The sequence below is a fragment of the Paraburkholderia phymatum genome (assembly GCF_038900715.1).
Classification (GTDB): domain Bacteria; phylum Pseudomonadota; class Gammaproteobacteria; order Burkholderiales; family Burkholderiaceae; genus Paraburkholderia; species Paraburkholderia phymatum_A.
The window spans coordinates 1-21,753 of record NZ_JAYMRZ010000003.1 but is presented as its reverse complement, the minus strand read 5'-3'; the positions used below and the strand labels follow the sequence as shown (position 1 = coordinate 21,753).

At 61.2% G+C, this 21,753-nt stretch carries 21 protein-coding genes; 10 read left to right on the top strand and 11 right to left on the bottom strand.

Features of this window, described 5'->3' with window-relative positions; all coding sequences use genetic code 11:
- Positions 1-4: 4 nt before the first annotated feature.
- The 3 genes from VSR68_RS06445 to VSR68_RS06435 form a co-directional block, all read right to left on the bottom strand.
- Entirely contained in the window at positions 5-826 is an 822-nt protein-coding gene (locus VSR68_RS06445; RefSeq protein ID WP_342939020.1) for a hypothetical protein, read from the bottom strand.
- Between the two features lie 20 nt (positions 827-846).
- The gene (locus VSR68_RS06440) at positions 847-2,310 is read right to left on the bottom strand and encodes a hypothetical protein (RefSeq protein ID WP_342939019.1); all 1,464 of its coding nucleotides are present in this window, start codon (positions 2,308-2,310) and stop codon (positions 847-849) included.
- Between the two features lie 188 nt (positions 2,311-2,498).
- On the bottom strand, positions 2,499-3,398 hold the full coding sequence (locus VSR68_RS06435; protein WP_342939018.1) for a DUF72 domain-containing protein: 900 nt from the start codon (positions 3,396-3,398) through the stop codon (positions 2,499-2,501).
- Between the two features lie 426 nt (positions 3,399-3,824).
- Between VSR68_RS06435 and VSR68_RS06430 the strand changes: the two genes are divergently transcribed.
- The 3 genes from VSR68_RS06430 to VSR68_RS06420 all read left to right on the top strand — a co-directional run bounded on the left by VSR68_RS06430 (position 3,825) and on the right by VSR68_RS06420 (position 6,740).
- Positions 3,825-4,133, top strand: coding sequence for a hypothetical protein (locus VSR68_RS06430; protein ID WP_090866828.1), 309 nt, complete (start codon positions 3,825-3,827; stop codon positions 4,131-4,133).
- 360 nt (positions 4,134-4,493) lie between these two features.
- Positions 4,494-6,146, top strand: a complete 1,653-nt coding sequence (locus VSR68_RS06425; RefSeq protein ID WP_342939017.1) for an acyl-CoA synthetase — start codon at positions 4,494-4,496, stop codon at positions 6,144-6,146.
- 339 nt (positions 6,147-6,485) lie between these two features.
- The gene (locus VSR68_RS06420) at positions 6,486-6,740 is read left to right on the top strand and encodes an H-NS family nucleoid-associated regulatory protein (protein ID WP_342931295.1); all 255 of its coding nucleotides are present in this window, start codon (positions 6,486-6,488) and stop codon (positions 6,738-6,740) included.
- Between the two features lie 253 nt (positions 6,741-6,993).
- On the opposite strand, the gene pcaG is transcribed toward VSR68_RS06420, so the two are convergent.
- Both pcaG and pcaH read right to left on the bottom strand, forming a co-directional pair.
- Positions 6,994-7,584 carry a protocatechuate 3,4-dioxygenase subunit alpha gene (gene pcaG / locus VSR68_RS06415; protein WP_342939016.1) on the bottom strand — a complete coding sequence of 197 codons (591 nt, stop codon included), beginning with the start codon at positions 7,582-7,584 and terminating at the stop codon, positions 6,994-6,996.
- Between the two features lie 3 nt (positions 7,585-7,587).
- Positions 7,588-8,292 carry a protocatechuate 3,4-dioxygenase subunit beta gene (pcaH, locus tag VSR68_RS06410; RefSeq protein WP_342931293.1) on the bottom strand — a complete coding sequence of 235 codons (705 nt, stop codon included), beginning with the start codon at positions 8,290-8,292 and terminating at the stop codon, positions 7,588-7,590.
- 108 nt (positions 8,293-8,400) lie between these two features.
- Between pcaH and pcaQ the strand changes: the two genes are divergently transcribed.
- Positions 8,401-9,456, top strand: coding sequence for a pca operon transcription factor PcaQ (pcaQ, locus tag VSR68_RS06405; RefSeq protein ID WP_342939015.1), 1,056 nt, complete (start codon positions 8,401-8,403; stop codon positions 9,454-9,456).
- A 131-nt stretch (positions 9,457-9,587) separates the two neighbouring features.
- Complete coding sequence (locus tag VSR68_RS06400; protein WP_342939014.1) at positions 9,588-10,715, top strand: 4-hydroxyphenylpyruvate dioxygenase family protein; 1,128 nt, start codon at positions 9,588-9,590, stop codon at positions 10,713-10,715.
- A gap of 28 nt (positions 10,716-10,743) precedes the next feature.
- Here the strand turns inward: VSR68_RS06400 and VSR68_RS06395 are convergent, their stop codons facing one another.
- The gene (locus VSR68_RS06395; protein ID WP_342939013.1) at positions 10,744-11,382 is read right to left on the bottom strand and encodes an XRE family transcriptional regulator; all 639 of its coding nucleotides are present in this window, start codon (positions 11,380-11,382) and stop codon (positions 10,744-10,746) included.
- A gap of 337 nt (positions 11,383-11,719) precedes the next feature.
- Here VSR68_RS06395 and amaB point away from each other — a divergent pair, with 337 nt between their 5' ends.
- The gene (amaB, locus tag VSR68_RS06390; RefSeq protein WP_342939012.1) at positions 11,720-13,219 is read left to right on the top strand and encodes an L-piperidine-6-carboxylate dehydrogenase; all 1,500 of its coding nucleotides are present in this window, start codon (positions 11,720-11,722) and stop codon (positions 13,217-13,219) included.
- Positions 13,220-13,350: 131 nt separating this feature from the next.
- The gene (locus VSR68_RS06385) at positions 13,351-14,523 is read left to right on the top strand and encodes an FAD-binding oxidoreductase (RefSeq protein ID WP_342939011.1); all 1,173 of its coding nucleotides are present in this window, start codon (positions 13,351-13,353) and stop codon (positions 14,521-14,523) included.
- Positions 14,524-14,563: 40 nt separating this feature from the next.
- Here VSR68_RS06385 and VSR68_RS06380 read toward each other — a convergent pair whose 3' ends face one another.
- The 4 genes from VSR68_RS06380 to VSR68_RS06365 form a co-directional block, all read right to left on the bottom strand.
- The gene (locus VSR68_RS06380) at positions 14,564-15,073 is read right to left on the bottom strand and encodes a metal-dependent hydrolase (protein WP_342939010.1); all 510 of its coding nucleotides are present in this window, start codon (positions 15,071-15,073) and stop codon (positions 14,564-14,566) included.
- A 128-nt stretch (positions 15,074-15,201) separates the two neighbouring features.
- Positions 15,202-15,540 (bottom strand): sugar ABC transporter ATPase, encoded by a 339-nt coding sequence (locus VSR68_RS06375; RefSeq protein WP_342939009.1) that lies wholly within the window; start codon positions 15,538-15,540, stop codon positions 15,202-15,204.
- Between the two features lie 224 nt (positions 15,541-15,764).
- Positions 15,765-16,187 carry a hypothetical protein gene (locus VSR68_RS06370; RefSeq protein ID WP_342939008.1) on the bottom strand — a complete coding sequence of 141 codons (423 nt, stop codon included), beginning with the start codon at positions 16,185-16,187 and terminating at the stop codon, positions 15,765-15,767.
- 264 nt (positions 16,188-16,451) lie between these two features.
- Positions 16,452-17,606 (bottom strand): porin, encoded by a 1,155-nt coding sequence (locus VSR68_RS06365; protein WP_342939007.1) that lies wholly within the window; start codon positions 17,604-17,606, stop codon positions 16,452-16,454.
- Between the two features lie 687 nt (positions 17,607-18,293).
- Here VSR68_RS06365 and VSR68_RS06360 point away from each other — a divergent pair.
- On the top strand, positions 18,294-18,797 hold the full coding sequence (locus VSR68_RS06360; RefSeq protein ID WP_342939006.1) for a hypothetical protein: 504 nt from the start codon (positions 18,294-18,296) through the stop codon (positions 18,795-18,797).
- A 27-nt stretch (positions 18,798-18,824) separates the two neighbouring features.
- Here VSR68_RS06360 and VSR68_RS06355 read toward each other — a convergent pair whose 3' ends face one another.
- Positions 18,825-19,259, bottom strand: a complete 435-nt coding sequence (locus tag VSR68_RS06355; protein ID WP_342939005.1) for an HIT family protein — start codon at positions 19,257-19,259, stop codon at positions 18,825-18,827.
- 920 nt (positions 19,260-20,179) lie between these two features.
- On the opposite strand from VSR68_RS06355, the gene VSR68_RS06350 reads away from it, so the two are divergent.
- Together VSR68_RS06350 and VSR68_RS06345 are read left to right on the top strand one after the other, a co-directional pair.
- The gene (locus tag VSR68_RS06350; RefSeq protein ID WP_342939004.1) at positions 20,180-20,698 is read left to right on the top strand and encodes a PAAR domain-containing protein; all 519 of its coding nucleotides are present in this window, start codon (positions 20,180-20,182) and stop codon (positions 20,696-20,698) included.
- 277 nt (positions 20,699-20,975) lie between these two features.
- Complete coding sequence (locus VSR68_RS06345) at positions 20,976-21,431, top strand: M35 family metallo-endopeptidase (protein ID WP_342939003.1); 456 nt, start codon at positions 20,976-20,978, stop codon at positions 21,429-21,431.
- The last annotated feature ends 322 nt before the right edge of the window (positions 21,432-21,753 follow it).

Genomic DNA, 21,753 nt, shown 5'->3' with positions numbered 1-21,753 from the left:
GCGCTCATCGCTTCGCCTTGCGCTTAGGCGCAGATGACTGCGAAGGCGAAGGCGCATCGGGCGCGGACGGCTCGACGATCGGATACGTATGCGGCGTGAAATAGCGGCCTATCGGTTCTCTGCCGTTGAATTTCTCGAAGTACTCGTGCCAGTAGTTCGCGGCGGCCCAGATCGCTTCGGGGCATGACGCTCTCGATTCGAGCCCGGGCGTGAGGTCGAAATTGGCGGCAGCGCAGACTGTTTCGATCATGCACGTCGACGGCAAGCCATAGTTGTCGTGCAACGGATTCGGCGTGCGCGCCGCGCCCCATGCATACGCGAGCCAGCGCAACACGTGTTCGAGCGCATCGAGCGTCGCGCGCGACTGCTGAAAGCTCGGCACCTTGCCGATCACTTTCTCTTGCGCGACGGGCAATGCAATGACGGCGATGTTCGGAAAGCGCTTCGTGTCGTCGAAATCGGTGAGCGGCCGCGCGACGACGCCATTCACGCGCGCCGCGAATGCGGGGCCTTCAGGCTGATGCAAAGGCACATGCAGCGCCTGAGCGTTGGCGAGCGACGCATCGGCGAGCTTGACGAGTATCGACTCGGACCAGAACGACGGCAGCATGTCGTGCCGCAAATGCGATTGCGCGACGCGCACGCGAAACGCCAGCGTATCGCTGCCGCCGAGCAGCACCACATAGGTCCACTCGTCGGGACCACCGGCTTTCATGTCGAGCACCGCGCGCTCGCCCCATGCGGTATTGCTCTCGCCGTCCTTGCGGGCGAATGAAACGAACTGCGGATTCGATTGCGTCGTTGTCGATCGTACGATCTTGAGCATGACCTCGCCTCATTATTTTGTTAGCGTGCGCGCAGTTCGAAGCGCGTCGTGGATACCGATTGCGAAATCGCCTTGTCGCTGGAAATGCCGTAGTACGTGACCTGCATATCGACGCCGCTGCCGACGCGCGTGAACGACACGATCGCCACCTGATCGCCGCGCTGCCCATATTCCTGCTTAAGCGCGAAGCGATGATTGATGCCGAAGCGGTCGGGCACCGGCTCCGGATCGGAATGGCGCGGCCACGGAGCCTTCGCGCCGAAAATGCCTTTGATCGAATTGGCCGCTTCTTTTGCTGTGTCGAGAAACGGCACGCGAATGAGCCGCGATGGCGATGCAATCACTTCATACAGCGCCGTGTTCGTCGGCAGATCGTGGCCCGATGCGACGCGCCCCCAATGCACGTCGCCCGTCATGTAGACGACGGGAATGCCGTTATCCGCAAGCCGGCCTAGCGTCGATTGCAATACGCTGAACTGCTTGTAATTCGGCATTTCCGCATCGAAGGTTTTCGTGGCCCAGTCGCTTTGCGGCGGATCGATAAAGAGCGCCTGGCCCGACGCAAGCAGACCGACGACGGGCTTGCCCGCCGCCTGCGCATCGATCAGATCTTTTTCCCACGCATTCATTGCGGCGACAGCCCTGGGGCCCATCAACGACGTGAGCGTGCTGTCGCGATCGCAGCGCATATCGACGAAGAGCATCTTCAACGGGTCGACGTCGAGCCGTGTTGCGCCGCCCGCGCTACCGGGCGGCCCGCCGATCTGATAGTCCTCGTATAGCGCGCGCGCCGTATCGCCGAGCACTTGACGCGACGCATCCGTCCATGTGTCGGGCAATTGCTTTTGCGCGAACGGGTAGTTGTTCCAGAACTCGTGATCGTCGGGAATGCACACGACGGGTGCGCGCTCCAGTACCGATTGCAAGCCCGGAACGCGCAGCGCGCCCGAGAGCCAGTTGAGGTAGTACTTGTTGGCAAGCAGATGCGCGCGGTCCGGGTTCTGATCGGGCACATGCTGCGTGAGCGGCAGATCGAGATACACCTGGTCGCCCGCGAGTACCGTCAGATGCGGTTGCACCTTGATCTGCGAGACGATCGTACCCAGCAGTCCATCGAGATCTTCCGGCTGCGAATAGCACGACGACAGCAGGATATTGAAACTGCCGTTCATCAGCGTCGGCACTTCTCGAGGCAATGAAGTACTCGCGAATTCAAACGATTCGCCGGCGGCGTCGATTCGGATCTGGCGCGGCCTCGATTCGTCGGACACGTTGAAGCGCATCACGCATTGGTGATTGATCGGCTGGCCGGCGTCGTCGATGCTGAAATCGCGGATCGGAAAGAACTGCGCGGGCGCGAGAGGAACGGCCGCTTGCCGGTCGATGAAAACCTGTGGCGCGGGCGGCGCGGCGACGCCGAATATACCCACCCACAATTGCAGCACGCCCGGCTCGCTGGCCTGCACATAGCCGGTCAATAGCATCGATACACCCTGGCGTCGTTATTCATGAGCGTCGCTTGCCTTATTCGTCTTATGAAAGCTTCTTGTAATTGCTTTGAATAAGACGAGGCTAGTCGATGCCGATTGAATTGCAACCGGGAAAGTAGCGCAACGAATGCCGCGCGCGAATGCGCGGCTCGTTAAAGGCTATTCAGTGGCAATGCAACGGGTTAAGCGAAGCGCTCTTGCTGAAGGATGCGAATCATCGAATGCGCGTTGCGCTGCGCGGAGTCTTCAAAGCAGTTGTTGAAAACCACATGCGTGCGACCCGCGCGTTTGGCGATCTCGCGCACGGGCACCGCGATCTCCTCCAGTTCGCGCTCCGAGTAGTCGTAGTTGAAGCGGCCCGACGCCGTCGTGCTGCCGCTCCACGTTTCTGCGTTGCGGCCATGCATGCGCACGATCACCAGTTCCGGCGACGTCGCTTCCCACACGGTATGCGCGCGATTCGCGACGCCCTCGGGTGCGTCCATCACGACATGCACGAGGCCGCGTTCGCGCTCGAAAGCAAGCGTCGATTCGCGGTGCCGCTCATCGAACCAGCTCGCGTTGCGAAACTCGAAGGCCGTCAGATACGGTCCCATCCGGTCCGCGCAGTGCTTCACGTGCGCCTTGTCGCGCGGCGCGGTGGAGATCCACGGCGCGAACTGGAACAGGATCGCGCCGAGCTTGCCCGCTGCGCGCACAGGTTCGAGCGCCTCAAAGAAACGACGCCACATCTCGTCGACGATGTCGGGCGGCACGTCGCGGTAATAGAGGTTCCGCTTGTCGTTCTGCGGCAATAGCGGCTGGATGTCCGGCGGAAAGAACTTGCGCTCTGTCTGATGGCCCGTGAAAAGCCGGAACGCCTTGACGTTGAACGTGAAGTGCTCGGGCGTGCGCTCGGCCCACTGCGCGCAGTTCGCCACGCTTGGCATCGCGTAGTACGACGCGTCGACTTCGACCATCGAAAACTGGCTCGAATAGAAACGCAGGCGCGCTTCCGCGCTCGTGCAGCCTTTCGGATAGAAGCGGCCGGATTTGATGAGCGTGGCGTCCGTCCACGACGCCGTCCCGACTTCGATCGACATGGCGGGCCTTGTGTGCGGGTCAGTGCGGCCATCGTACTGCATGTTGCGTCGATGCATTCCCGGAAGATCTTCTGCGCTGCATCCTCTATTGGGGCAAACCCGGGTTCATTCCGATTTGCGCACGACCGTTATACGAAATGGAAGCCATTCGAAATTGCAGTCAATTCCGCGCACAGCGGCTGTCACGCGGCGGTTGGCGTCGCAGAGTACATCCGGGCAACGGCCGTGCAGGGAAGCGCCCGCATTCGGATGGTTCCATCGGTATGCGGCCCGCGGGCCGCGTCCGTCTTCCTCTCTCTAGCCGCGCATCGCGCCCGATGCGTTCGCGTCGCTTCTACACCGCCCCAAAAGTACCGATCACGCTGGTTCACTTCGTCTAACCAGACATAAGTGCTACGATGCCTTCAGACGACGATGGAGGTGGAAATGGCAACCTATGCTATCGATGCCGTACGCATTAACCCTATGACGGATCGCGTCACCCACGTCCGGTGGGCCCTCGTCAATCCAAAAACGAATGAATGGCTCTCGCCGCACGAAATCGTTGAAGTCTCGGACGTCGTAACGGCAATTCATTCCGGCAATGCCGTCTGGTCACTCTTCACGCTCGGCGGCATGAAGCTGCTGGGTCCCAAGATCAAAACGGTTTCGCACGCCGATGGCATCGACGGGATCGACACCGACGTTCCGGATGGCCACGTCGAAAAGTTCATCGACGATCTGCCACGTGTCTGATTGCGCGTTTAGCACGCGTTTCAGCCGCTGATTCAATAAAAGGCATTACGCGGTATTGCGCTTCTCGCGTGCTTCACGCGTGCGATGCGCGCGTGATTTCGAACGCCGCGCGCGTCGGCTTCACGCGTTTTCGCATTGCACGATCAGCCACGTTCCGGCACCAGATTCTTTTGCGGCGCTCGTACCCGGTAATCGGCGCGGGTTATTACGGCGCTGGTCCGGTGGCGATCTAGCGCGCGCGATCGCATGTCGATTCGCGTGCCGCTTTCAACTGCTGCATGCATCGGGCGCTGCGGCCATGCTTCACATAATGCTTCACGTGATTGACGGAGCCGCACGCGCTCCGCGGGAGACACAGCCATGACGCACATGTTCGACGCGGGCCTCGAGCGCCGCGAGGCCAACTATGTTCCGCTGACGCCGATCGACTTCATCGCGCGAGCCGCTGATGTCTATGGCGACCGTCTCGCTGTCGTGCATGGCCACATGCGCCGCACGTGGCGCGAGACCTACGAGCGCGCGCGTCGACTCGCGAGCGCGCTGCAACGCGCGGGCGTCGGCCGTGGCGATACCGTCGCGGCGCTGCTGCCCAATATCCCGCCGATGATCGAAGCGCATTTCGGCGTGCCGATGGCGGGCGCCGTGCTGAACACGCTCAACACGCGGCTCGATATTCCGTCGATCCTTTACATGCTGCGTCATGGCGAAGCGAAAGTGCTGATCGTCGATACGGAATTCGGCGAGCTTGCGCAGTGCGCCGCGCAGGAATGCCCGCAATTGCGCATCGTCAGCGTGAGCGACGCGATGCCCGCGCGTGCGCAACACTTCGCGGGCGCGACCGACTACGAAGCGTTCCTGCAAGAAGGCGATCCGCAATTCGCGTGGACGCCGCCCGCCGACGAATGGGACGCCATCGCGCTCAACTACACATCGGGCACGACGGGCGAGCCGAAGGGCGTCGTCTATCACCATCGCGGCGCGTATCTGAACGCGCTCAGCAACATCCTCGAATGGGACATGCCGAAGCACGCGGTGTATCTGTGGACGCTGCCGCTTTTTCACTGCAACGGCTGGTGTTTTCCGTGGACGGTCGCGGCACGCGCGGGCGTCAACGTCTGTCTGCGCAAGGTCGATCCGAAGCTCGTGTTCGAGCTGATCCGGCGCGAAGGCGTCACCCACTATTGCGGCGCGCCCATCGTGCAAAGCGCGCTCGCGAATGCGCCCGCCGAATGGCGCGAGGGCATCGCGCATCGCGTGTCGACGATGGTCGCGGGCGCGGCGCCGTCGCCTGCCGTGATCGCGCGAATGAAGGCGATCGGTTTCGATCTGACGCACGTGTATGGCCTCACCGAAGTGTATGGGCCTGCCTCCGTGTGCGCGAAGCAGGACGCGTGGGAAGCGCTCTCCGACGACGAACGCGCGCGGCTCAATGCGCGTCAGGGCGTGCGTTATCACCTGCAGGCGGCGATCGACGTTTGCGATCCCGAGACGCTCGAGCCCGTGCCGCGCGACGGCGAGACGATCGGCGAGCTGATGTTTCGCGGCAATATCTGCATGAAGGGCTATCTGAAGAACGAGCGCGCGACGGACGCCGCATTTCGGGGCGGCTGGTTCCATACGGGCGATCTCGGCGTAATCACGGAAGACGGCTACGTGCGCATCAAGGACCGCAGCAAGGACATCATCATTTCGGGCGGCGAGAACATTTCCAGCATCGAGATCGAAGATGCGCTGTACCGGCATCCCGCCGTATCGGTTGCCGCCGTCGTCGCGATGCCGGACCCGAAGTGGGGCGAAGTACCGTGCGCATTCGTCGAACTGAAAGAGGGCATGGACGCGAGCGCCGAAGAAATCATCGCGCACTGCCGGCAATTCCTCGCCGGGTTCAAATTGCCGAAAGCCATACTATTTGGCGAATTACCGAAAACGTCTACCGGCAAGATTCAAAAGTTCGAATTGCGCGCGCGCGTGAAGTCGTCGAGTGCAATCGACCAGACGCGCGGCGATGCCTAGCGCGCAAATCCGCGCATCCTGCGAAAAGCGAGAGCCTGCGCCGCTTTTCGCGGCGCGCGTATCATGGGGAAAGCGGCGCGAACGCGGGAATGAATGCTAGAATCGGGTTCAATTCAGGGAACCGGCCTTGGCCCTTCAAGGTCCGTTGATGAGATCCAGTACTCACCGTGCGGGTTTTCACGACCATTCAATCGGCCGGAAATCAGTTAGTCCGGGCCGATTATCTGCGGGCCGCAAATATTGGCAGAGTTGTATTAAGGCTTCGCTGCAAGCGCGAGGCCTTTAATCTATTTGATGCGAGCTTATAGGCCGCGTCGTTCTAAACGTTATCGGCACGTTATGAAAGAGCGAGAGGAACAACGGACGCTCGACCTCGACGGTCAAGCGCGTGAACGGTTGATCTTGTGGATTCGGCGCCGCATGGACGAATTCGGCATTACGCTCGAAGCGCTCGAAGCAGCGCTGATCGCCGACGCCGCCATACCCAGATACCGCGATGCTTTTGGACACGAATGGGACGGCACGGGCGAGCGCCCCGATTGGCTCACGCGCGCGATCAACGCAGGGCAGGACATCGAGCACTTCCGCGTCTGAGCGTGGCTCGTCACGCTGTCGGGCCGAAGCGGGCCCAAACGAGCCAAAGAGCCAAATGAGCCGAAGAGCCAAACGAGCCGAAACGAAAAAAGGCCCGCAATGCAGCGGGCTTTGAAAATACTGCTCGGAGTTTCGTTGCGCGATTTGACTCGCGCACCGCATCCTAACGCTCATTTGTGAATACGCGATGAACCTTGCATGGAATGCATGCAAGGCTCGCGCGATGTCGACGCGGCGTGCGCCGCATTACAGGTCACAGGTCGAAGAACACCGTTTCGTTCGGGCCTTGCATGTGAATGTCGAAGCGGTACACGACGTTGCCGCCGCGCTCCTCGCGCTTTGCGATCAGCGTCGCGCGGCGCTCTGCGGGAACGCTCGCGAGCACCGGGTCCTTGTCGTTCGCCGCGGCTTCGTCGTCGAAATAGACGCGCGTGAACGTGTGCAGCAGCATGCCGCGCATCGTCAGGATCACGTCCAGATGCGGCGCTGCGTCGGGCGAGGCGCGGCCGGGTTTCACCGTCTCGATGATGAAGCGCCTGTGCGGATCGGTGCCCGTGCCGAAGCGCGCAAAGCCGCGAAAGCCCGTGTTCGCCACTTCCTCGCGCGATTGCGGATAGCGTCCTTCGCTATCCACTTGCGACACTTCGAGCATCGCATCGCCGATCACCTCGCCGTTGCCGTCGAATACCTGACCGACGAGCGCGATGTGCTCGCCCGCTGCTTCGCGCCCGGCCAACGTTCCCGTGAAGAGGCTCTTGAAATCGAAATCGTATTGCTGCGGGCACAGGCCATATGCGAAGTACGGTCCGACCGTTTGCGAAGGGGTTTCTTTAAGCGTCGTCATGATTTAGCGCTCCATCGGGGTTTCGTTCGCGCCGCGCAGCACGATGTCGAATTCGTAGCCGAGCGCGAAGCCTTCCTGCGTCACGTCGAGCGTGAAGCGCGAGATCAGCCGGTCGCGGGCCTGTTCCGGCGTGCCCTGGAAGATCGGGTCGTATTGCAGCAGCGGATCGCCGGGGAAGTACATCTGCGTGACGAGTCGCGAGCCGAAGTAATCGCCGAACAGCGAGAAGTGGATGTGATTTGGGCGCCATGCGTTCGGGTGATTGCCCCACGGATACGCACCGGGCTTGATCGTCAGGAAGCGGTAGCGGCCTTCGTTATCGGTCAGGCAGCGGCCCGCGCCGAGAAAGTTCGGATCGAGGGGGGCATCGTGCTGATCGTTCTTGTGCACGTAGCGGCCGGCGGCATTGGCCTGCCACACTTCGACGAGCGTGTTGCGCACCGGGCGGCCGCCTTCGTCGAGCACGCGTCCCGTCACGATGATGCGCTCGCCGAGCGGCTCGCCGTTTTTCACCGCATTGCGCGTGAGGTCGTGATCGAGCGCGCCGAGATCTTCCGCGCCATAGACGGGCACGCGCTGGTCGCGCAGCCGCTCTTTCAGCGGAATCAGCGGACGCGTCGGGCCGCGCTTGACGGACGAGCCATACGGCGAATGGACATAGGCGGGATGCGAAGCGAAGTCGCGCGGACTCAGACTGGAATCGTCCATCAGATGTCTCCTTGGGGATTCGATTATGGGTAGTGGATGACGTGACTTTATAGAAGCGAAGAAGTTATGCAAAATGACGTTTTTTCCCGTCTCGTATAACGAACCGTTATGCAACGCAGCCTCGCCGATAGCCGCGTCAAGTTCCGTCATTTGCAGTGCTTTCTCGCTGTCGCGCAGTTCGGCGGCGTGCAGAAGGCGGCCGAGAGCCTGTCGATCACACAGCCTGCCGTATCGAAGACGGTCGCCGAGCTCGAAGACATACTCGGCGTGCGCCTTTTCGAGCGCGGCCGCCACGGCGCCGTGCCGACGCGCGAAGGGCTGCTTTTCATGCCGCACGCGAGCGCGTGTGTGAGTGCGCTGCGCCAGGGCGTCGATCTGCTCGCGCGCGCGGAAGGCGAGGCCGCCGCGACGCTCGATATCGGCGTGCTGCCGACGGTTGCCACGTCGCTCGTGCCGCCCGTGATGCGGCTTTTCGCGGAGCAGTGGCCCAATGCGATCGTGCGGCTCAAGACGGCTTCGAACACCGAACTGCTCGAGCGCCTGAAGGCGGGCGCGATTGAATTCGCGGTCGGCAGGCTCGCCGATCCCGAGCGGATGGTCGGCCTCACGTTCGAGCAGCTGTTTAGCGAGCCGCTCGTGGCCGTCGTGCGCGCCGGGCATGCGATGGCTTCGGGCGCCGCGACGCCCGCGACGCAATTGCATCGCTATACCGTCGTCGTGCCGCCGTATGGCACGCTGATCCGGCAGTCGGCGGAAAGCCTGCTGCGCGCGTGGGCCGTGCCGCCGCTGTCGTCGTTCGTCGAGGTGCTGTCGGTGTCGGTGGGGCGCGCGCTCGCGCTCGAGAACGATGCCGTGTGGTTCGTGCCTCGCAGCGCAATCGAATACGAACTGGCGCATGGCTTGCTCGTTCCGTTGCCGTTGCCCGTTGCGGGCACGGAGGAACCCGTCGGGCTGATCCTGCGTTCGGACACGCAGCCCACGCCCGTGGGCCGTGCGCTGATCGACGCGGTGCGCAAGGTCGCGCGCAACCGTCTCGCGCGCAATGGCAATATGGGCGCGACGGGCACCGTGGGCAATGCGCGCGCGCAAGGGCGGCGCGGCAAGGCGACGACGAAGAGCGCGAAGCCGCGTCGCAACGCAAAAATCGAGAAAGCGCCACGCTAGAGATGCATCTTTGAACCAATTAGTACAAAATCGAGGTTGCGGGAGGGACGGCGCGCGGTGTAAAACACGGGGCGCGGCAACCTGATCCGTTTGCCTGTCGAGTTGAACCAGCACGAGCCATGGAGACGCACATGCCCAGCGACCTGCCGACCCCCACCGACGCGCTCAAGGCCGTCGCGGACCCGGAGCACAATCCGCTCGGCACGGCCGGTATCGAGTTCGTCGAATTCGCCGCGCGCCATCCGCAGGTGCTGGCCGATACCTTCGTGAAGCTCGGCTTCAAGCCGATCGCGCGTCACATCAGCAAGGACGTGACGCTGTTCCGCCAGGCCGACATGAATTTCCTGCTGAACGCCGAGCCCGATTCGTTCGCCGAGCGTTACGCGGAGGAATACGGCGTGGGCATTTGCGCGATCGGCATTCGTGTCGCCGATGCGCAGCGCGCCTACGACCGCGCGATCGAACTGGGCGCGTGGGCCTTCGAAGGCGAGCGCGTCGGCAAGGGCGAGCTCGTCATCCCGGCCATACAGGGCATCGGCGATTCGCACATTTATTTCGTCGACCGATGGCGCGGACGCGGCGGCCAGAAGGGCGGCCTCGGCGACATTTCCATTTTCGACATCGACTTTCGTCCGATCGAAGTCGCCACCGCGCAGGCCGATCTGAGTCACGCGGGCATGGGCCTCGTCGGCGTCGATCATCTGACGCAAACGGTCGGCGCGGGCCGCATGCAGGAATGGCTCGACTTCTATCGCGATCTGCTCAACTTCCGCGAGATTCACGAGCTGCATGCGAACTGGCATGTGTCGGCGGAATCGCGCGTGATGGTGTCGCCGTGCGGCGCGATCCGCATTCCGCTCTATGAGGAAGGCACGCCGCGCACGAGCCTGATGCACGAGTATCTGCCCGATCATCCGGGCGAAGGCGTGCAGCACATCGCGCTCGCCACCGACGATATCTTCGCGTGCGTCGACCGGCTGCTCGCGAACGGCATCGAACTCGTGGAGCCGCCGGCGCGCTACTACGATCAGATCGATGCGCGCTTGCCGGGGCATGGGCTCGATATCGAGCGGCTCAGGCAGGGCAGGATACTCGTTGATGGAGAGATCGGCGCGGACGGCGTGCCGCAACTGTTCTTCCAGACTTTCGTGCTGCGGCGCGAAGGGGAAATCTTCTTCGAAATCGTGCAGCGCAAAGGCCATCACGGTTTCGGCGAAGGCAATCTCAGCGCGCTTGCGCAGGCGCGCGCCGCTTCATGAGCGGCCTGTTTCAGGCGATTGCCGCGCGTCACTTCTTCGACGTATTGGACGTGTTGCCCTTGCCCGCATGCGGCAGATCGGCGTTCGTCGCCATCCACAGCACTTCGGCGTCTTCTTCGCTCGTCGAGACGGCCGCGTGGCCCGTGCGGCTGTCGAAATAGAGGCTGTCGCCCGCGTTCAGATGCGTCGGCGCATACAGCTCCGAATACAGGCACACGCTGCCGCTGATCACGTACAGAAACTCTTCGCCTTCGTGACGGCCCCAGTCGTCGAAGGCGTCGAGCGTGTGCGCCGTGATGCGGATGCGAAACGGCAGCATCGCCTTATGCGCGAGGTCCGTCGCCAGCAGTTCCATCTGATAGCCGCGATACGCGTGTCGCTGGCCCGCGTCCTTGCGCGTGAGCGCGCGCCGGCCGCTCGCGTTGACCTTCGGCGTCGAGCCGAACAGTTCGCCGAGATCGATCTTCAGGCCCACGACGATTTTTTGCAGCACGTCGAATGTGGGCGACATCAGGCCGTTTTCGATTTTCGACAACGTCGAGCGCGACACGCCGCACAAGCGGCTCGCCGTTTCGAGCGTCAGGTCGTGTGCGAGCCGCGCGGCACGCACGCGCCGGCCGAGGTCCGACGTCGGGGTTTCGGGCGACTTGGTGAGTGAGGTGTCCATGAGCGTGAATGACAATGCAGCGTGGCGCTTTTGGGGCATTTCAGGGCTGTTTCCGATCATAACATCCGTGTGCCCGCGCACCCTTGCGCGGCCTCCCGCAACTGGTGCAGTGCAGATGAATTTCCGATCTGAAACCCGCCCGCACAGTGTGCACGAGCGCCGTTCACGCTGAGAAGCGCCTGGTGCAAAAACCCGGGAAAACCCTCATATTTCCCTTGTTTTCCGCACGAGCGGAATCTCGCAAGAACGTGTCGCAGCGCCGCTTGTCGCCAGAAATCGCGGCGTGTATAGTTTCCGGACTTACTTTTGTTTCGTATCGGAAATCAAAGGAATCCAGATGAACGCATCGAGCATCCTTGCCGATCTCGGCATTGCGAACGCCGCGCAAGCAGGCGATATCGCCGTCAATTCCCCCATCACGGGCGAACTCATCGGCCGCGTGGCGAGCCGCACAGCGGCGGAAGTCGACACGGTGCTGGCCAACGCGAAGCAGGCATTCGAGCAGTGGCGCAACGTGCCCGCGCCCCGCCGCGGCGAACTCGTGCGCATCCTCGGCCAGAAGCTGCGCGAGAAGAAGCAGGCGCTCGGCAGCATCATCACGCTGGAGACGGGCAAGATCCTTCAGGAAGGTCTCGGCGAAGTGCAGGAGATGATCGACATCTGCGATTTCGCCGTCGGCCTGTCGCGCCAGTTGTACGGCCTCACGATCGCCTCGGAGCGCCCCGGCCACAGGATGGCCGAAACGTGGCATCCGATGGGCACCTGCGTCGTCATTTCGGCGTTCAATTTCCCGGCGGCCGTGTGGTCGTGGAATGCGGCGCTTGCGCTCGTGTGCGGCAATGCCGTGGTCTGGAAGCCGTCGGAGAAGACGCCGCTGACGGCGCTCGCCGTCAACCACATCCTCGACGAAGCACTGAAGGAATTCGGCGATGCGCCCGCAGGCCTCACGACCGTCGTCATTGGCGGGCGTGACGTCGGCGCGAAGCTGGTGGCGGACCCGCGCGCGTCGGTCGTCAGCGCGACGGGCAGCACGGAAATGGGCCGCACGGTCGGGGTCGAAGTGGCGAAGCGCTTCGGCCGCTCGCTGCTCGAACTCGGCGGCAACAACGCGGGCATCGTCACGCAGACGGCGGACCAGGAACTCGCGCTGCGCGGCATCCTGTTTTCGGCGGTCGGCACGGCGGGGCAGCGTTGCACGTCGCTGCGGCGCCTGTTCGTGCACGAGAGCGTGTACGAGCAGACCGTCGAGCGGCTGAAGCAGCTCTACGCGAAAGTGCCGATCGGCAATCCGCTCGAAAAGGGCACGCTGATGGGACCGCTGATCGACAAGCAGTCGTTCGCGCGCATGCAGGAAGCGCTGCAACAGGCGACGGCCGAAGGCGGCAAGGTGTTCGGCGGCGAGCGTGTCGAAGTGAAGGGCTATGAGGGCGGCTACTACGTGCGTCCCGCGCTTGTCGAAATGCCGTCGCAAACGGCCGTCGTGCTCAAGGAGACGTTTGCGCCCATTCTCTATGTGCTGCGCTACAAGGACTTCGACGATGCGATCGCGGCGAACAACGCGGCGCATCACGGGCTGTCGTCGTGCGTGTTCACGACCGACCTGCGCGAAGCCGAGCGCTTCACGTCGGACTCGGGCAGCGATTGCGGCATTGCGAACGTGAACATCGGACCGAGCGGCGCGGAAATCGGCGGCGCATTCGGCGGCGAGAAGGAAACGGGCGGCGGACGCGAATCGGGCTCGGATGCGTGGAAGGCCTACATGCGACGCGCGACGAACACCGTCAACTATTCGTCGGCACTGCCGCTGGCTCAAGGCATCGACTTCAATCTCGGCTGATCGATCGTGAAGGGCGGCGCGCGTTTTCCACACTGCGCGCCGCTTCTCGTACTTCAGCTGCCTCGCATTCTTCAACCTGTCGCGGACTTGCGCATTCGATGTCCGCTGACCCGCTTCGTCTGGAGTGGCACGTGAGTTCGAAAGTCGTCATTGTCGGTGGAGGCGTGATCGGCAGTTCGATCGCGTATTTCTTGCGGCTGTCGGACCCGACGGTCAGCGTCACGGTGATCGAGCGCGATCCGGCTTATGCGCGGTCTTCGTCGGCGCTGTCGGCGGCATCGATCCGGCAGCAGTTCTCGACGCCGCTATCCATCCAGATGTCGCTGTATGGCATCGAGTTCCTGCGATCGATCGGCGAGCGGCTGGAGGTCGACGGCGCGAAGCCTTCAATCGATCTGCACGAAGGCGGCTATCTGTTTCTCGCGACTCCTTCCGGCGAGACGACGTTGCGCGAGAACCATGCGTTGCAAAAGCGCCTTGGCGCCGATATCACGCTGCTCGACAAGCCTTCGCTCGGCGCGCGCTTTCCATGGCTCAACACGGATGATCTGAGCGCAGGCGCATTCGGCGAAACGGGCGAGGGCTGGTTCGACGGCTACGGTCTCGTCCAGGCGCTGCGCAAGAAGGCGCAAGCGCTCGGCGCGCGCTATATCGCCGACGACGTGAGCGCGTTGAATCGCGAAGGCCGCCGCATCACGGGCGTCGTGACGTCACGTGGCGAGACGTATGCATGCGATGTCGTCGTGAACGCGGCGGGTGCGTGGGCGCGGCGCGTGGCGTCGATGGCGGGCATCGACATGCCTGTGTTCGCGCGGCGCCGCAGTATCTTCAACGTGAGTTCGCCGGCGAAGCTCGAACGCTGTCCGCTGCTGATCGACCCGACGGGCGTGTACTTTCGTCCCGAGGGCGCGACGTTCATCTGCGGGACTTCGCCATCGCCCGACAACGACCCCGACGATCTGCCGCTCGACGAAGTCGATCACGCGCTGTTCGACGACGTGATCTGGCCGACGCTCGCGCATCGCGTGCCGCAGTTCGAGGCGTTGCGCGTCGAGCATTGCTGGTCCGGGTACTACGAATACAACGTGTTCGATCAGAACGCGATCATCGGACATCATCCCGATGTCGATAACTGTATTTTCGCCAACGGGTTCAGTGGGCACGGATTGCAGCAGGGGCCGGCTACGGGACGCGGCATCAGCGAACTCATTTTACGCGGGCGTTATGTGACGCTCGATCTGTCGGCGCTTGGCTTTGATCGTGTGCTGGAAAGCAGGCCGATCGTGGAGAAGAATGTCGTTTGACGGTAGTGTCGATGATCGCGGCGGTGTCTGCGGTAGCAGGCTAGAACAGATGCTTTAGCAAGCCCAACGGCCCACCGCCCGGCACCCACACGCGAGACACCACGAACCAGGCCCCCACCCAGGACGCGGCGACAACAATCAGATCGCAATGCCCGCTATTCCACAGATTCAGCGAATGACGTCCGAGGAGCCAGGGCACGCCCAAAGGATTCGGCCAGTCAGCGAGCAGATGCATCACGCCGCCGCAAGCGAATCCAAACGCGACGGCAGCAGCAGGATGATGTGGCATCGCATGCCACGAAAAGAACAGCAGCGCGATCCAGCCGACACCCCAATGCGTCGCCGTGCGATGCGTGATCCAGAGACGCCGCTTGCGTGACCACCACGCCACTTCGAGCCAGTCGGGCGCCGTCGCGCCGGCGAGACCCGCTGCAAACGCCAGCCAGATCCATACGTGGAAAGAGCCGCGGTATCCGTAGCGCGCGGCCAGCGCAGCGGAGATCGCTCCGGCCGCCCAACCCGTCGCGTGATGTGCGTTGCTCGATGCCATTGATATCGCGCGCCGATGCATGACGCGGAAAAACACGGGCAGCCATCTTCGCAGAAGCATGCGCAAAAAAATAGCCCGCGATTCTCGCGGGCTCGTGCGTGGGGCGTGCTGTTACGAAGACTTACACATCAGGTCGTGCAGCGCGCGATCGCAAAGCGCAGTTCTTCTTCGGGCGGATCGTCGCCTGTGCCGCGCACGACCTTGATGACCGAGCCGTGACCCGAAGGCGTCAATGAAATGAAATACGAACTGTTCGACGAAGAGCCGATCGTGAGATCGGTCACGCCATTGTTCTTCGAAACGTGCACGCGCGACAGGCGGCTGTCGAGGCATCGCGCGATTTCGGATGCGGGCCGCGCCGACGACGCATAGACCATCGGTTCGGCCGAAGCGCCGGATTCGGGGCCGCGCGACGAGCCGCATGCAGCGAGAACAGCCAGGGGGGCGAGAAGAATGAGTCGTTTCATGATGGTGTCGTCGGCGTCTCCATGCGGCGTGATCGTGGGGCGCAAGCGGGATGCAATGCGTCGCGACAAGACCGCTTGCGTCGCTACGACGTTCATTCAACGTCCATTCATCGAATGATCCGCGGACGATTGCAAACGGCCCAAGTGCAAGTATAGCCATGCGGGTCGCGCGCAATTGCCACATCGTGTTAGAAATTGAATCGAAGCGCAACGTCGCCAACCGCCTAGAAGCGATTGAAGTACGCGACGCCAACCATCGTGCCGCCCGCATTACGGCTGTAGGTGATCGCCCAGTTGCCCAGCAGCGCGCCCGTCAATGCGCCCAGTGCATCCGCCGTCAAGTCCTTGTATGAAAAGCCGGACGTGCGGCAGGTGCCGTCGACGATCTCTTTCAGCAAGCCCGGCGCCGTGCCGATCAACGTTCCGTAGACAACCGGGTGCTGCGTGTCGCGCGCGAGGTACGCGCCCACTGCGCCGAACGGCGCCGATACCGCGAAGTGCTTGAGCTTGTCCGTACCCGTCCAGCTATCCGATGTTTGCACACGCCAGCCGCCGTGTGAGCCGCTGCAATCGAAACCCGCCTCGGCCGCCGAACTGGCGGCCAGCATCAGGGCAAGCGCGGTTGCCCGCTTCAATGTCGTCGTCATACGCTCTCCGATGTTGTTTTGAGTCGCGCGCGTCTTCTGTCAGAGACTTCCTGCGCGTGTACGCATTTAACGACAATCGAAGAGCATTTATTAGTAAGCCGAAGGAAATGTGTTAAACAATGTGTCGAGCGGCGGCGAGTATAGGCGAAAGTTGCCGCGTGAAAGATAAAACGCGCGCGTCGGACTGCACGCGCGCGTTTGTCTTCGGTTTCTCGTCGAGGACGGAGACGGTTGATCTTCCGCCTCCGCCTTCGCGATACCTGCTTAGAAGCGGTGACGCAGACCCACTGCCACGGCGGTCTGGTTTTGCGTCGACGACGGCGTCAGCGTGTTGATCGCCGCGACGTTCTCGCCGAAATTGCCGAGGTTGCCCGAAGCATGTTGGTACACGCCTTCGAGGTAGACGTCGGTGCGCTTGCTCAGCGAGTAGTCGCCTTGCAGCGAAACCGTGTGCCACTTCGGCGAGCCCGAGCCGTTCGAACCCGACACCCTGCCGTCCGTGAACGTGTACGCAGCGGCGAACGCGAGAGCCGGCGTCAGCTCGTAGCGGCCGTTCACTTCGTAGTTGTCCATGTGCAGGTTCGTGCCCGCCAGACCGTTGATGAACGTGCCGCCGACGTTCGCGCTCTGCAGGTTGTCGAGTTGCGTGTGCGTCCACAGCAGGCCGACGGTTGCGGGACCATACGTGTAGTTCGCGCCGACGCCATACGAGCGTTGCGTCTGTGCCGCCAGTTGCGCCGCGCCGCCCTGGCCCGCCGAGATCGCGCCGTTGGTGTTGTTGCTGCCCGCGTTGTTCAGTTGCAGATAAGCGGCCGCGATGTTCAGCGGACCGTTCTTGTACGAAGCGCCCGCGCTCCATGCCCGGTTGTCAGCGAAGCCGTTAGCTTCGTTCGAGAAGCCATACAGGCCGCCGAATTGCAGGCCAGCGTAGTTCGCGCTCGTGTACTTGACTGCGTTCTTGATCGAGAACGAGTTGTCGAGGTTGTCGTTGTCGAACGGGTGGCCGGCCAGATTGTTGCCGAAGCCCGAACCTGCTGCCGATAGCGGCGCCAGGTAGTCGACCATCGAGTCGTACTGGCGGCCGAGGGTCAGCGTGCCGAACTGGTTGCTCTGCAGGCCGACGTAAGCCTGACGGTTGAACAACGTATTGTTTTCCTTCAGCCCGCCGTTGTTCAGGTCGAAGCCGTTTTCCAACGTGAAGATTGCATGCAGGCCGTTACCCAGGTCTTCGCTGCCGCGCAGGCCGAAGTACGTATCCGAAACCGTGCCGCTGCCTTGCTGCCAGTTGCTGTGGCCAGCCTGGTTGTTCGTGTAGACGAGGCCGGCGTCCAGCGTGCCGTACAGCGTCACGCTGCTTTGCGCGTTGGCCGTTGCTGCGAATGCGCCTAGAACGCCCGCGACGATAAGGGTTTTTTTCATGCTTTATTACTCCGAGACTTTGCGTGGAGATCGCAATACAGAACACGTGCTGCAATGCGTGCTGTCGATCCGGAGCGAAGTGTATTACCAATATGCATTCGCTTATTTCCATCCGGTGCAACAATACTTTCCAGAATCGGGAATAGATGAATTAACGTGGCTAAGTATTTTTGTTTAAAGGATTTTTTGAAGCCGACGTGCATTGGGTGTGACATTGTCAACCAGTCGATTGTTGCGCTAGCGCGACGATGAAGGACCGAAATTGCTCGGGTTAACCCGTTGTAAACCGTTTTCAGCGGCATCCGCAAGCATCGATTCATGCGATTTCTGGAAAGGTACTGTTCCAGCGAATGGGCTCGAAGCGGTCGTGCTTACCTTATAGAATTCGTTTCACCCCTTTGACCAAGGGTTGTCTTTTTCATCTGTTTTTATGCGGCCTTCGGGCCGCTTTTTTTTGCCTTATTCAAATTCGGGTCGGGTCATTTGAATAAAGGGGAATGGATTATTTCGTAAATCGATAGCAATTCAATTGAACCTTTTATTAGCGCCGCGAATGGCCATCGTTTTCTTGTCCTGTCGTTATAGGCATCGCCCTTGGCCGGATTGGCGACGGCATGCGCGGGTAGAATGCGTGCCTTCGCGCCGAAATCTCCCGATGGCGCCCGACGAAACGCGAGCATCCCCGCAATGACCGATACGCTTCTTCCCGAATCCGACGCTGGCAACGCATCCGAAGCCGTGCATGAAGACCGCCTGTGGTGCGACAACGGCTGGACCGCGCGCATCATCAAGAACGAGGACGACGACGGCTGGGCCGTCGAGATGATCAAGGACGGCGAGGCTGAGCCTGCGCTGGTGGGCCCGTGGACGATGGGCCGCGACAAGAAGAATCCCAAGCCGCTCGATGTCGGCGCTTTCAATACGCTGGTGAAGACGGCATCGGAAGTGCTGCGCCGGCATGAGCAGCAACTGCACGCGCAGTTGCACAAGCGGCTGACGGTGGAATCGGGTGACGGGAGCGTCGAAGTCACGCTCGATATCGTCCCCGACGAGGACGACCCTTATGCGTTGCTCACCGCGTTCGATGCACTCGGCGAGCAACTGGCGCAGGTCAAAGTCGCGCCGAACTTCAAGCTCAGCAGGGCGAGCGCGGCGTCGTGGGTCGAGAACGAGTTTCGCCGACCCGGTTGACGCCGCTTTAATCGTGGCGAGTTGTGCTCAGGCGGACGCGCTCTTGCCCAGCTCCGTCCTGATGCGCTCGGCCAGCACGCGCAATTCATCGAGGTCGGCGCGTTCGGCTGCGTGAATCTTGAGCGGGATGCCGTCGTGGCGCGGAATCACGTGGAAGTGCACGTGAGGCACCGTCTGTCCGGAAGCGGCGCCGTTCAGTTGCGCGATCATCATGCCGGGCGGATTGAGCGCGGCCTTCACGGCGATGGCTACCTTGCGCGTCGTGCGGATCGCGGCGGCCGTTGCGTCCTCGGACAGTTCGAAGAGCTCGGCGGCAGGCTCTTTCGGCAGAACCAGTACGTGACCTTCGGCCTGCGGCATGATGTCCATGAACGCGACGGTGTGCTCGTCTTCATAGATGCGGATCGACGGCAGTTCATCGCGCAGGATGCGGGCAAACGGGTTCTGCTGATCGTAGGGCATGGGAGTCTCCGGTGGTCGGGCCCATCGGCTGTGGGTCGAAGGCCGTGCATGAATGGTCCGGAGATTTTAGCCGACGAGATCGCGCGTATCGCATTTGCCGGCGCATCGACTCAACGCGTCGACCTGTTGCATCGACTCGTTGCATCGATCCGCAACGCGCATCGATTTCTCTTTCGCGCCCGGTACTTGCGTGGCGTGTGCTCAGGTTGTCCACATCGTTACCCACGAATTCTGTGGACAAAGCCGGTGTTGCGCATCGGCGCAGGCAAGGGTTCACGAGCGACGCGGCGGCGCGTGCATCGTGTGCAAATCGAGTCGCATCAATGACTTGCTTCGGTCTTGCCCAGGTTACTCACAGCCTTTTGAACAGAAAGTGTGGACAACCCCACTGCCGATACACGCTGCACAAGCCCATCGACAGATGACGAAAGCGCAGACGGATGCAGTCTCTATATTCCGAGCCGCATCAACGACTTGTCGCATTCATGCGCAGGTTACTCACAGCCTTACCCACGAAAAGTGTTGATAACCGGCGCGCTCGGCATGCGTGCAGAAAGAAGGAGCCGCAGGCGCCCTGACTTAACTGCGCTTGCAGAAAATCGCCGTCACATGCGGCGCAACGTGATGGACGATCGCCGTGCTGCCCGCTGCGGTGACGGCGGCTTGCACCTTTTCGTCGCTTTCCCTGGGCCCGCCATAAGCGGGCCTTTTTTCTGACGGCTTTCGGACGCGGAGCGCATAGCTTTCGCCCGCTCGGGCAATTTTCGAATTCTTCTGATACCGGCTTGCCTTGTCGTGTGCTCGAATCGCGGCGAGCTTTGCCGGGGCATAAAAGTGATGGCATAACAACAGGGGCGCAGGAAGACGCACATCACGAAGAACTAACGCTCCACATCGAAGAAACAGCACAGGGAGAATGTATGGAACGACTTGTCAAAGCGGGAGATAGAACGACGACCGGGGGATGTGTGATGAGGGGAACATCGACGCAGTACGAAGATGGCCAAGCGTTATGTCGCGACGGCGACATGGCGACCTGCGGGAACTGCAAGGGTGCGTACCCCATCTACGGCACCGCACGTACCTGGCTTGACGAAGGCAAGCCGATGGTGCTGGACCTTGATCATGTGGGATGTCCGTGCAGGAAGAACCGCGTACTGGCATCGGGTCGCATGTCACTGTTCTACGGCATGGACCGCGACGTGTCTGTGACGGCAGTATCCACGCCCAATCCGCCTGCCGCTCCGGCCTTCGATGAGCGGTTCGTGCTGCGGGACCAGACTACTGGGGAGCCTTTGCTGGGTGTGGCTTACCGGCTCGTGAGCAGCAGGACGGGTGCCGTACTGGCGTCAGGTGTCACCGATAGCGAAGGCGCGACCGTGCGTCTCATTACAGACGCGGCTACCGGTTTGAAGCTGGAAATAGCGGAGGACCAGTAAATGTTTGGTTTCGGTAAGAATGATAATGGTGACTCGACGAACAAATATCGTTTGAAGCAAGAAGAAAACGTCGAGTGGTTTGAGGTGCATTCTGGCCGTTAGCAATACGAATCCTGGCTCAGTGGTGTATGTCTCCATTGACACAACGCCAATTTGCCCAAATATGACCGATAGTGAGTTTCGGGAGATGACAAGGCGACTTCTAAAATGGGCTGTTGTCGCCGTAGAGAGACGCATCGCTGATTTGAATCGCAACGATACTAAGACGAAAGAACGAATGATGTATTGGTTTAATCGGGGCGACGAAGTTACTAGGCAGTACCTTCTTATCGGATTTTCCGGTCATTTGGCAGCGCTTCAGTCTCTTGCGCCTACAAGTCTTGTGCGCTCTGATCCGAAATTGGACAGAATGTTAGGATGCACGCCGAATCTCAAAAACATCGAGAGAGAGGCAGCGCATGTATGCGGTCCGAATACGGAGCGGCGTTTAATAAGTATAGGAATGAAGTTTTGCAGTGGATTAAGAGATCAAAATATGTACGCGGACTCACGTTTATCCACGCTTATTCACGAAGTGACCCACTTCGTTGATACCTTTGCAAGCAGTGATTCTCGATACGGGATCGACCCTACGGCGGCGGAATGGAGCCGCAATAATCCCGAGCAAGCGCTGCATAATGCAGATACTCTCGCGGGTTATGTTCTGTATGGCGAACCGCTTTTTCCGGTTTGATTGAGATCGAGGAGTCTGAATAAATGAAAACGCGAATTTTAATTCCGTTAATAATTATCTTAACTTCAGTCATATATCCATCCAGCGCTTTTGCCGAATGCAAGGGATCAGTAAATCTACCGCCGGAGCAAATACAAATCGCATTTCAGCCAAATACCACGACGGTGAGCAATTCGGAGGCTGCGCGACTTAATCAGTCGACCCTGAACAATCAGCGGAGCCTTCTACAGTGGGGCTTTGAGTCGGAAATGGTGTTGTGGGAATTGCAGGGACCTGGCATATTGATGCGTGAATCCTGCAATTCCTGATGAGGTGCAGATGG

Excerpts from the sequence above, each read along its gene's own strand:
- VSR68_RS06350 (WP_342939004.1), top strand. The coding sequence starts at position 20,180 with ATGGAACGACTTGTCAAAGCGGGAGATAGAACGACGACCGGGGGATGT.
- VSR68_RS06370 (WP_342939008.1), bottom strand. The coding sequence starts at position 16,187 with ATGACGACGACATTGAAGCGGGCAACCGCGCTTGCCCTGATGCTGGCC.
- VSR68_RS06445 (WP_342939020.1), bottom strand. The coding sequence starts at position 826 with ATGCTCAAGATCGTACGATCGACAACGACGCAATCGAATCCGCAGTTC.
- VSR68_RS06435 (WP_342939018.1), bottom strand. The coding sequence starts at position 3,398 with ATGTCGATCGAAGTCGGGACGGCGTCGTGGACGGACGCCACGCTCATC.
- VSR68_RS06365 (WP_342939007.1), bottom strand. The coding sequence starts at position 17,606 with ATGAAAAAAACCCTTATCGTCGCGGGCGTTCTAGGCGCATTCGCAGCA.
- amaB (WP_342939012.1), top strand. The coding sequence starts at position 11,720 with ATGAACGCATCGAGCATCCTTGCCGATCTCGGCATTGCGAACGCCGCG.
- pcaQ (WP_342939015.1), top strand. The coding sequence starts at position 8,401 with ATGCAACGCAGCCTCGCCGATAGCCGCGTCAAGTTCCGTCATTTGCAG.
- VSR68_RS06440 (WP_342939019.1), bottom strand. The coding sequence starts at position 2,310 with ATGCTATTGACCGGCTATGTGCAGGCCAGCGAGCCGGGCGTGCTGCAA.
- pcaG (WP_342939016.1), bottom strand. The coding sequence starts at position 7,584 with ATGACGACGCTTAAAGAAACCCCTTCGCAAACGGTCGGACCGTACTTC.
- VSR68_RS06375 (WP_342939009.1), bottom strand. The coding sequence starts at position 15,540 with ATGAAACGACTCATTCTTCTCGCCCCCCTGGCTGTTCTCGCTGCATGC.
- VSR68_RS06400 (WP_342939014.1), top strand. The coding sequence starts at position 9,588 with ATGCCCAGCGACCTGCCGACCCCCACCGACGCGCTCAAGGCCGTCGCG.
- VSR68_RS06345 (WP_342939003.1), top strand. The coding sequence starts at position 20,976 with ATGATGTATTGGTTTAATCGGGGCGACGAAGTTACTAGGCAGTACCTT.
- VSR68_RS06380 (WP_342939010.1), bottom strand. The coding sequence starts at position 15,073 with ATGGCATCGAGCAACGCACATCACGCGACGGGTTGGGCGGCCGGAGCG.
- VSR68_RS06360 (WP_342939006.1), top strand. The coding sequence starts at position 18,294 with ATGACCGATACGCTTCTTCCCGAATCCGACGCTGGCAACGCATCCGAA.
- VSR68_RS06355 (WP_342939005.1), bottom strand. The coding sequence starts at position 19,259 with ATGCCCTACGATCAGCAGAACCCGTTTGCCCGCATCCTGCGCGATGAA.
- VSR68_RS06430 (WP_090866828.1), top strand. The coding sequence starts at position 3,825 with ATGGCAACCTATGCTATCGATGCCGTACGCATTAACCCTATGACGGAT.
- VSR68_RS06395 (WP_342939013.1), bottom strand. The coding sequence starts at position 11,382 with ATGGACACCTCACTCACCAAGTCGCCCGAAACCCCGACGTCGGACCTC.
- VSR68_RS06425 (WP_342939017.1), top strand. The coding sequence starts at position 4,494 with ATGACGCACATGTTCGACGCGGGCCTCGAGCGCCGCGAGGCCAACTAT.
- VSR68_RS06420 (WP_342931295.1), top strand. The coding sequence starts at position 6,486 with ATGAAAGAGCGAGAGGAACAACGGACGCTCGACCTCGACGGTCAAGCG.
- pcaH (WP_342931293.1), bottom strand. The coding sequence starts at position 8,292 with ATGGACGATTCCAGTCTGAGTCCGCGCGACTTCGCTTCGCATCCCGCC.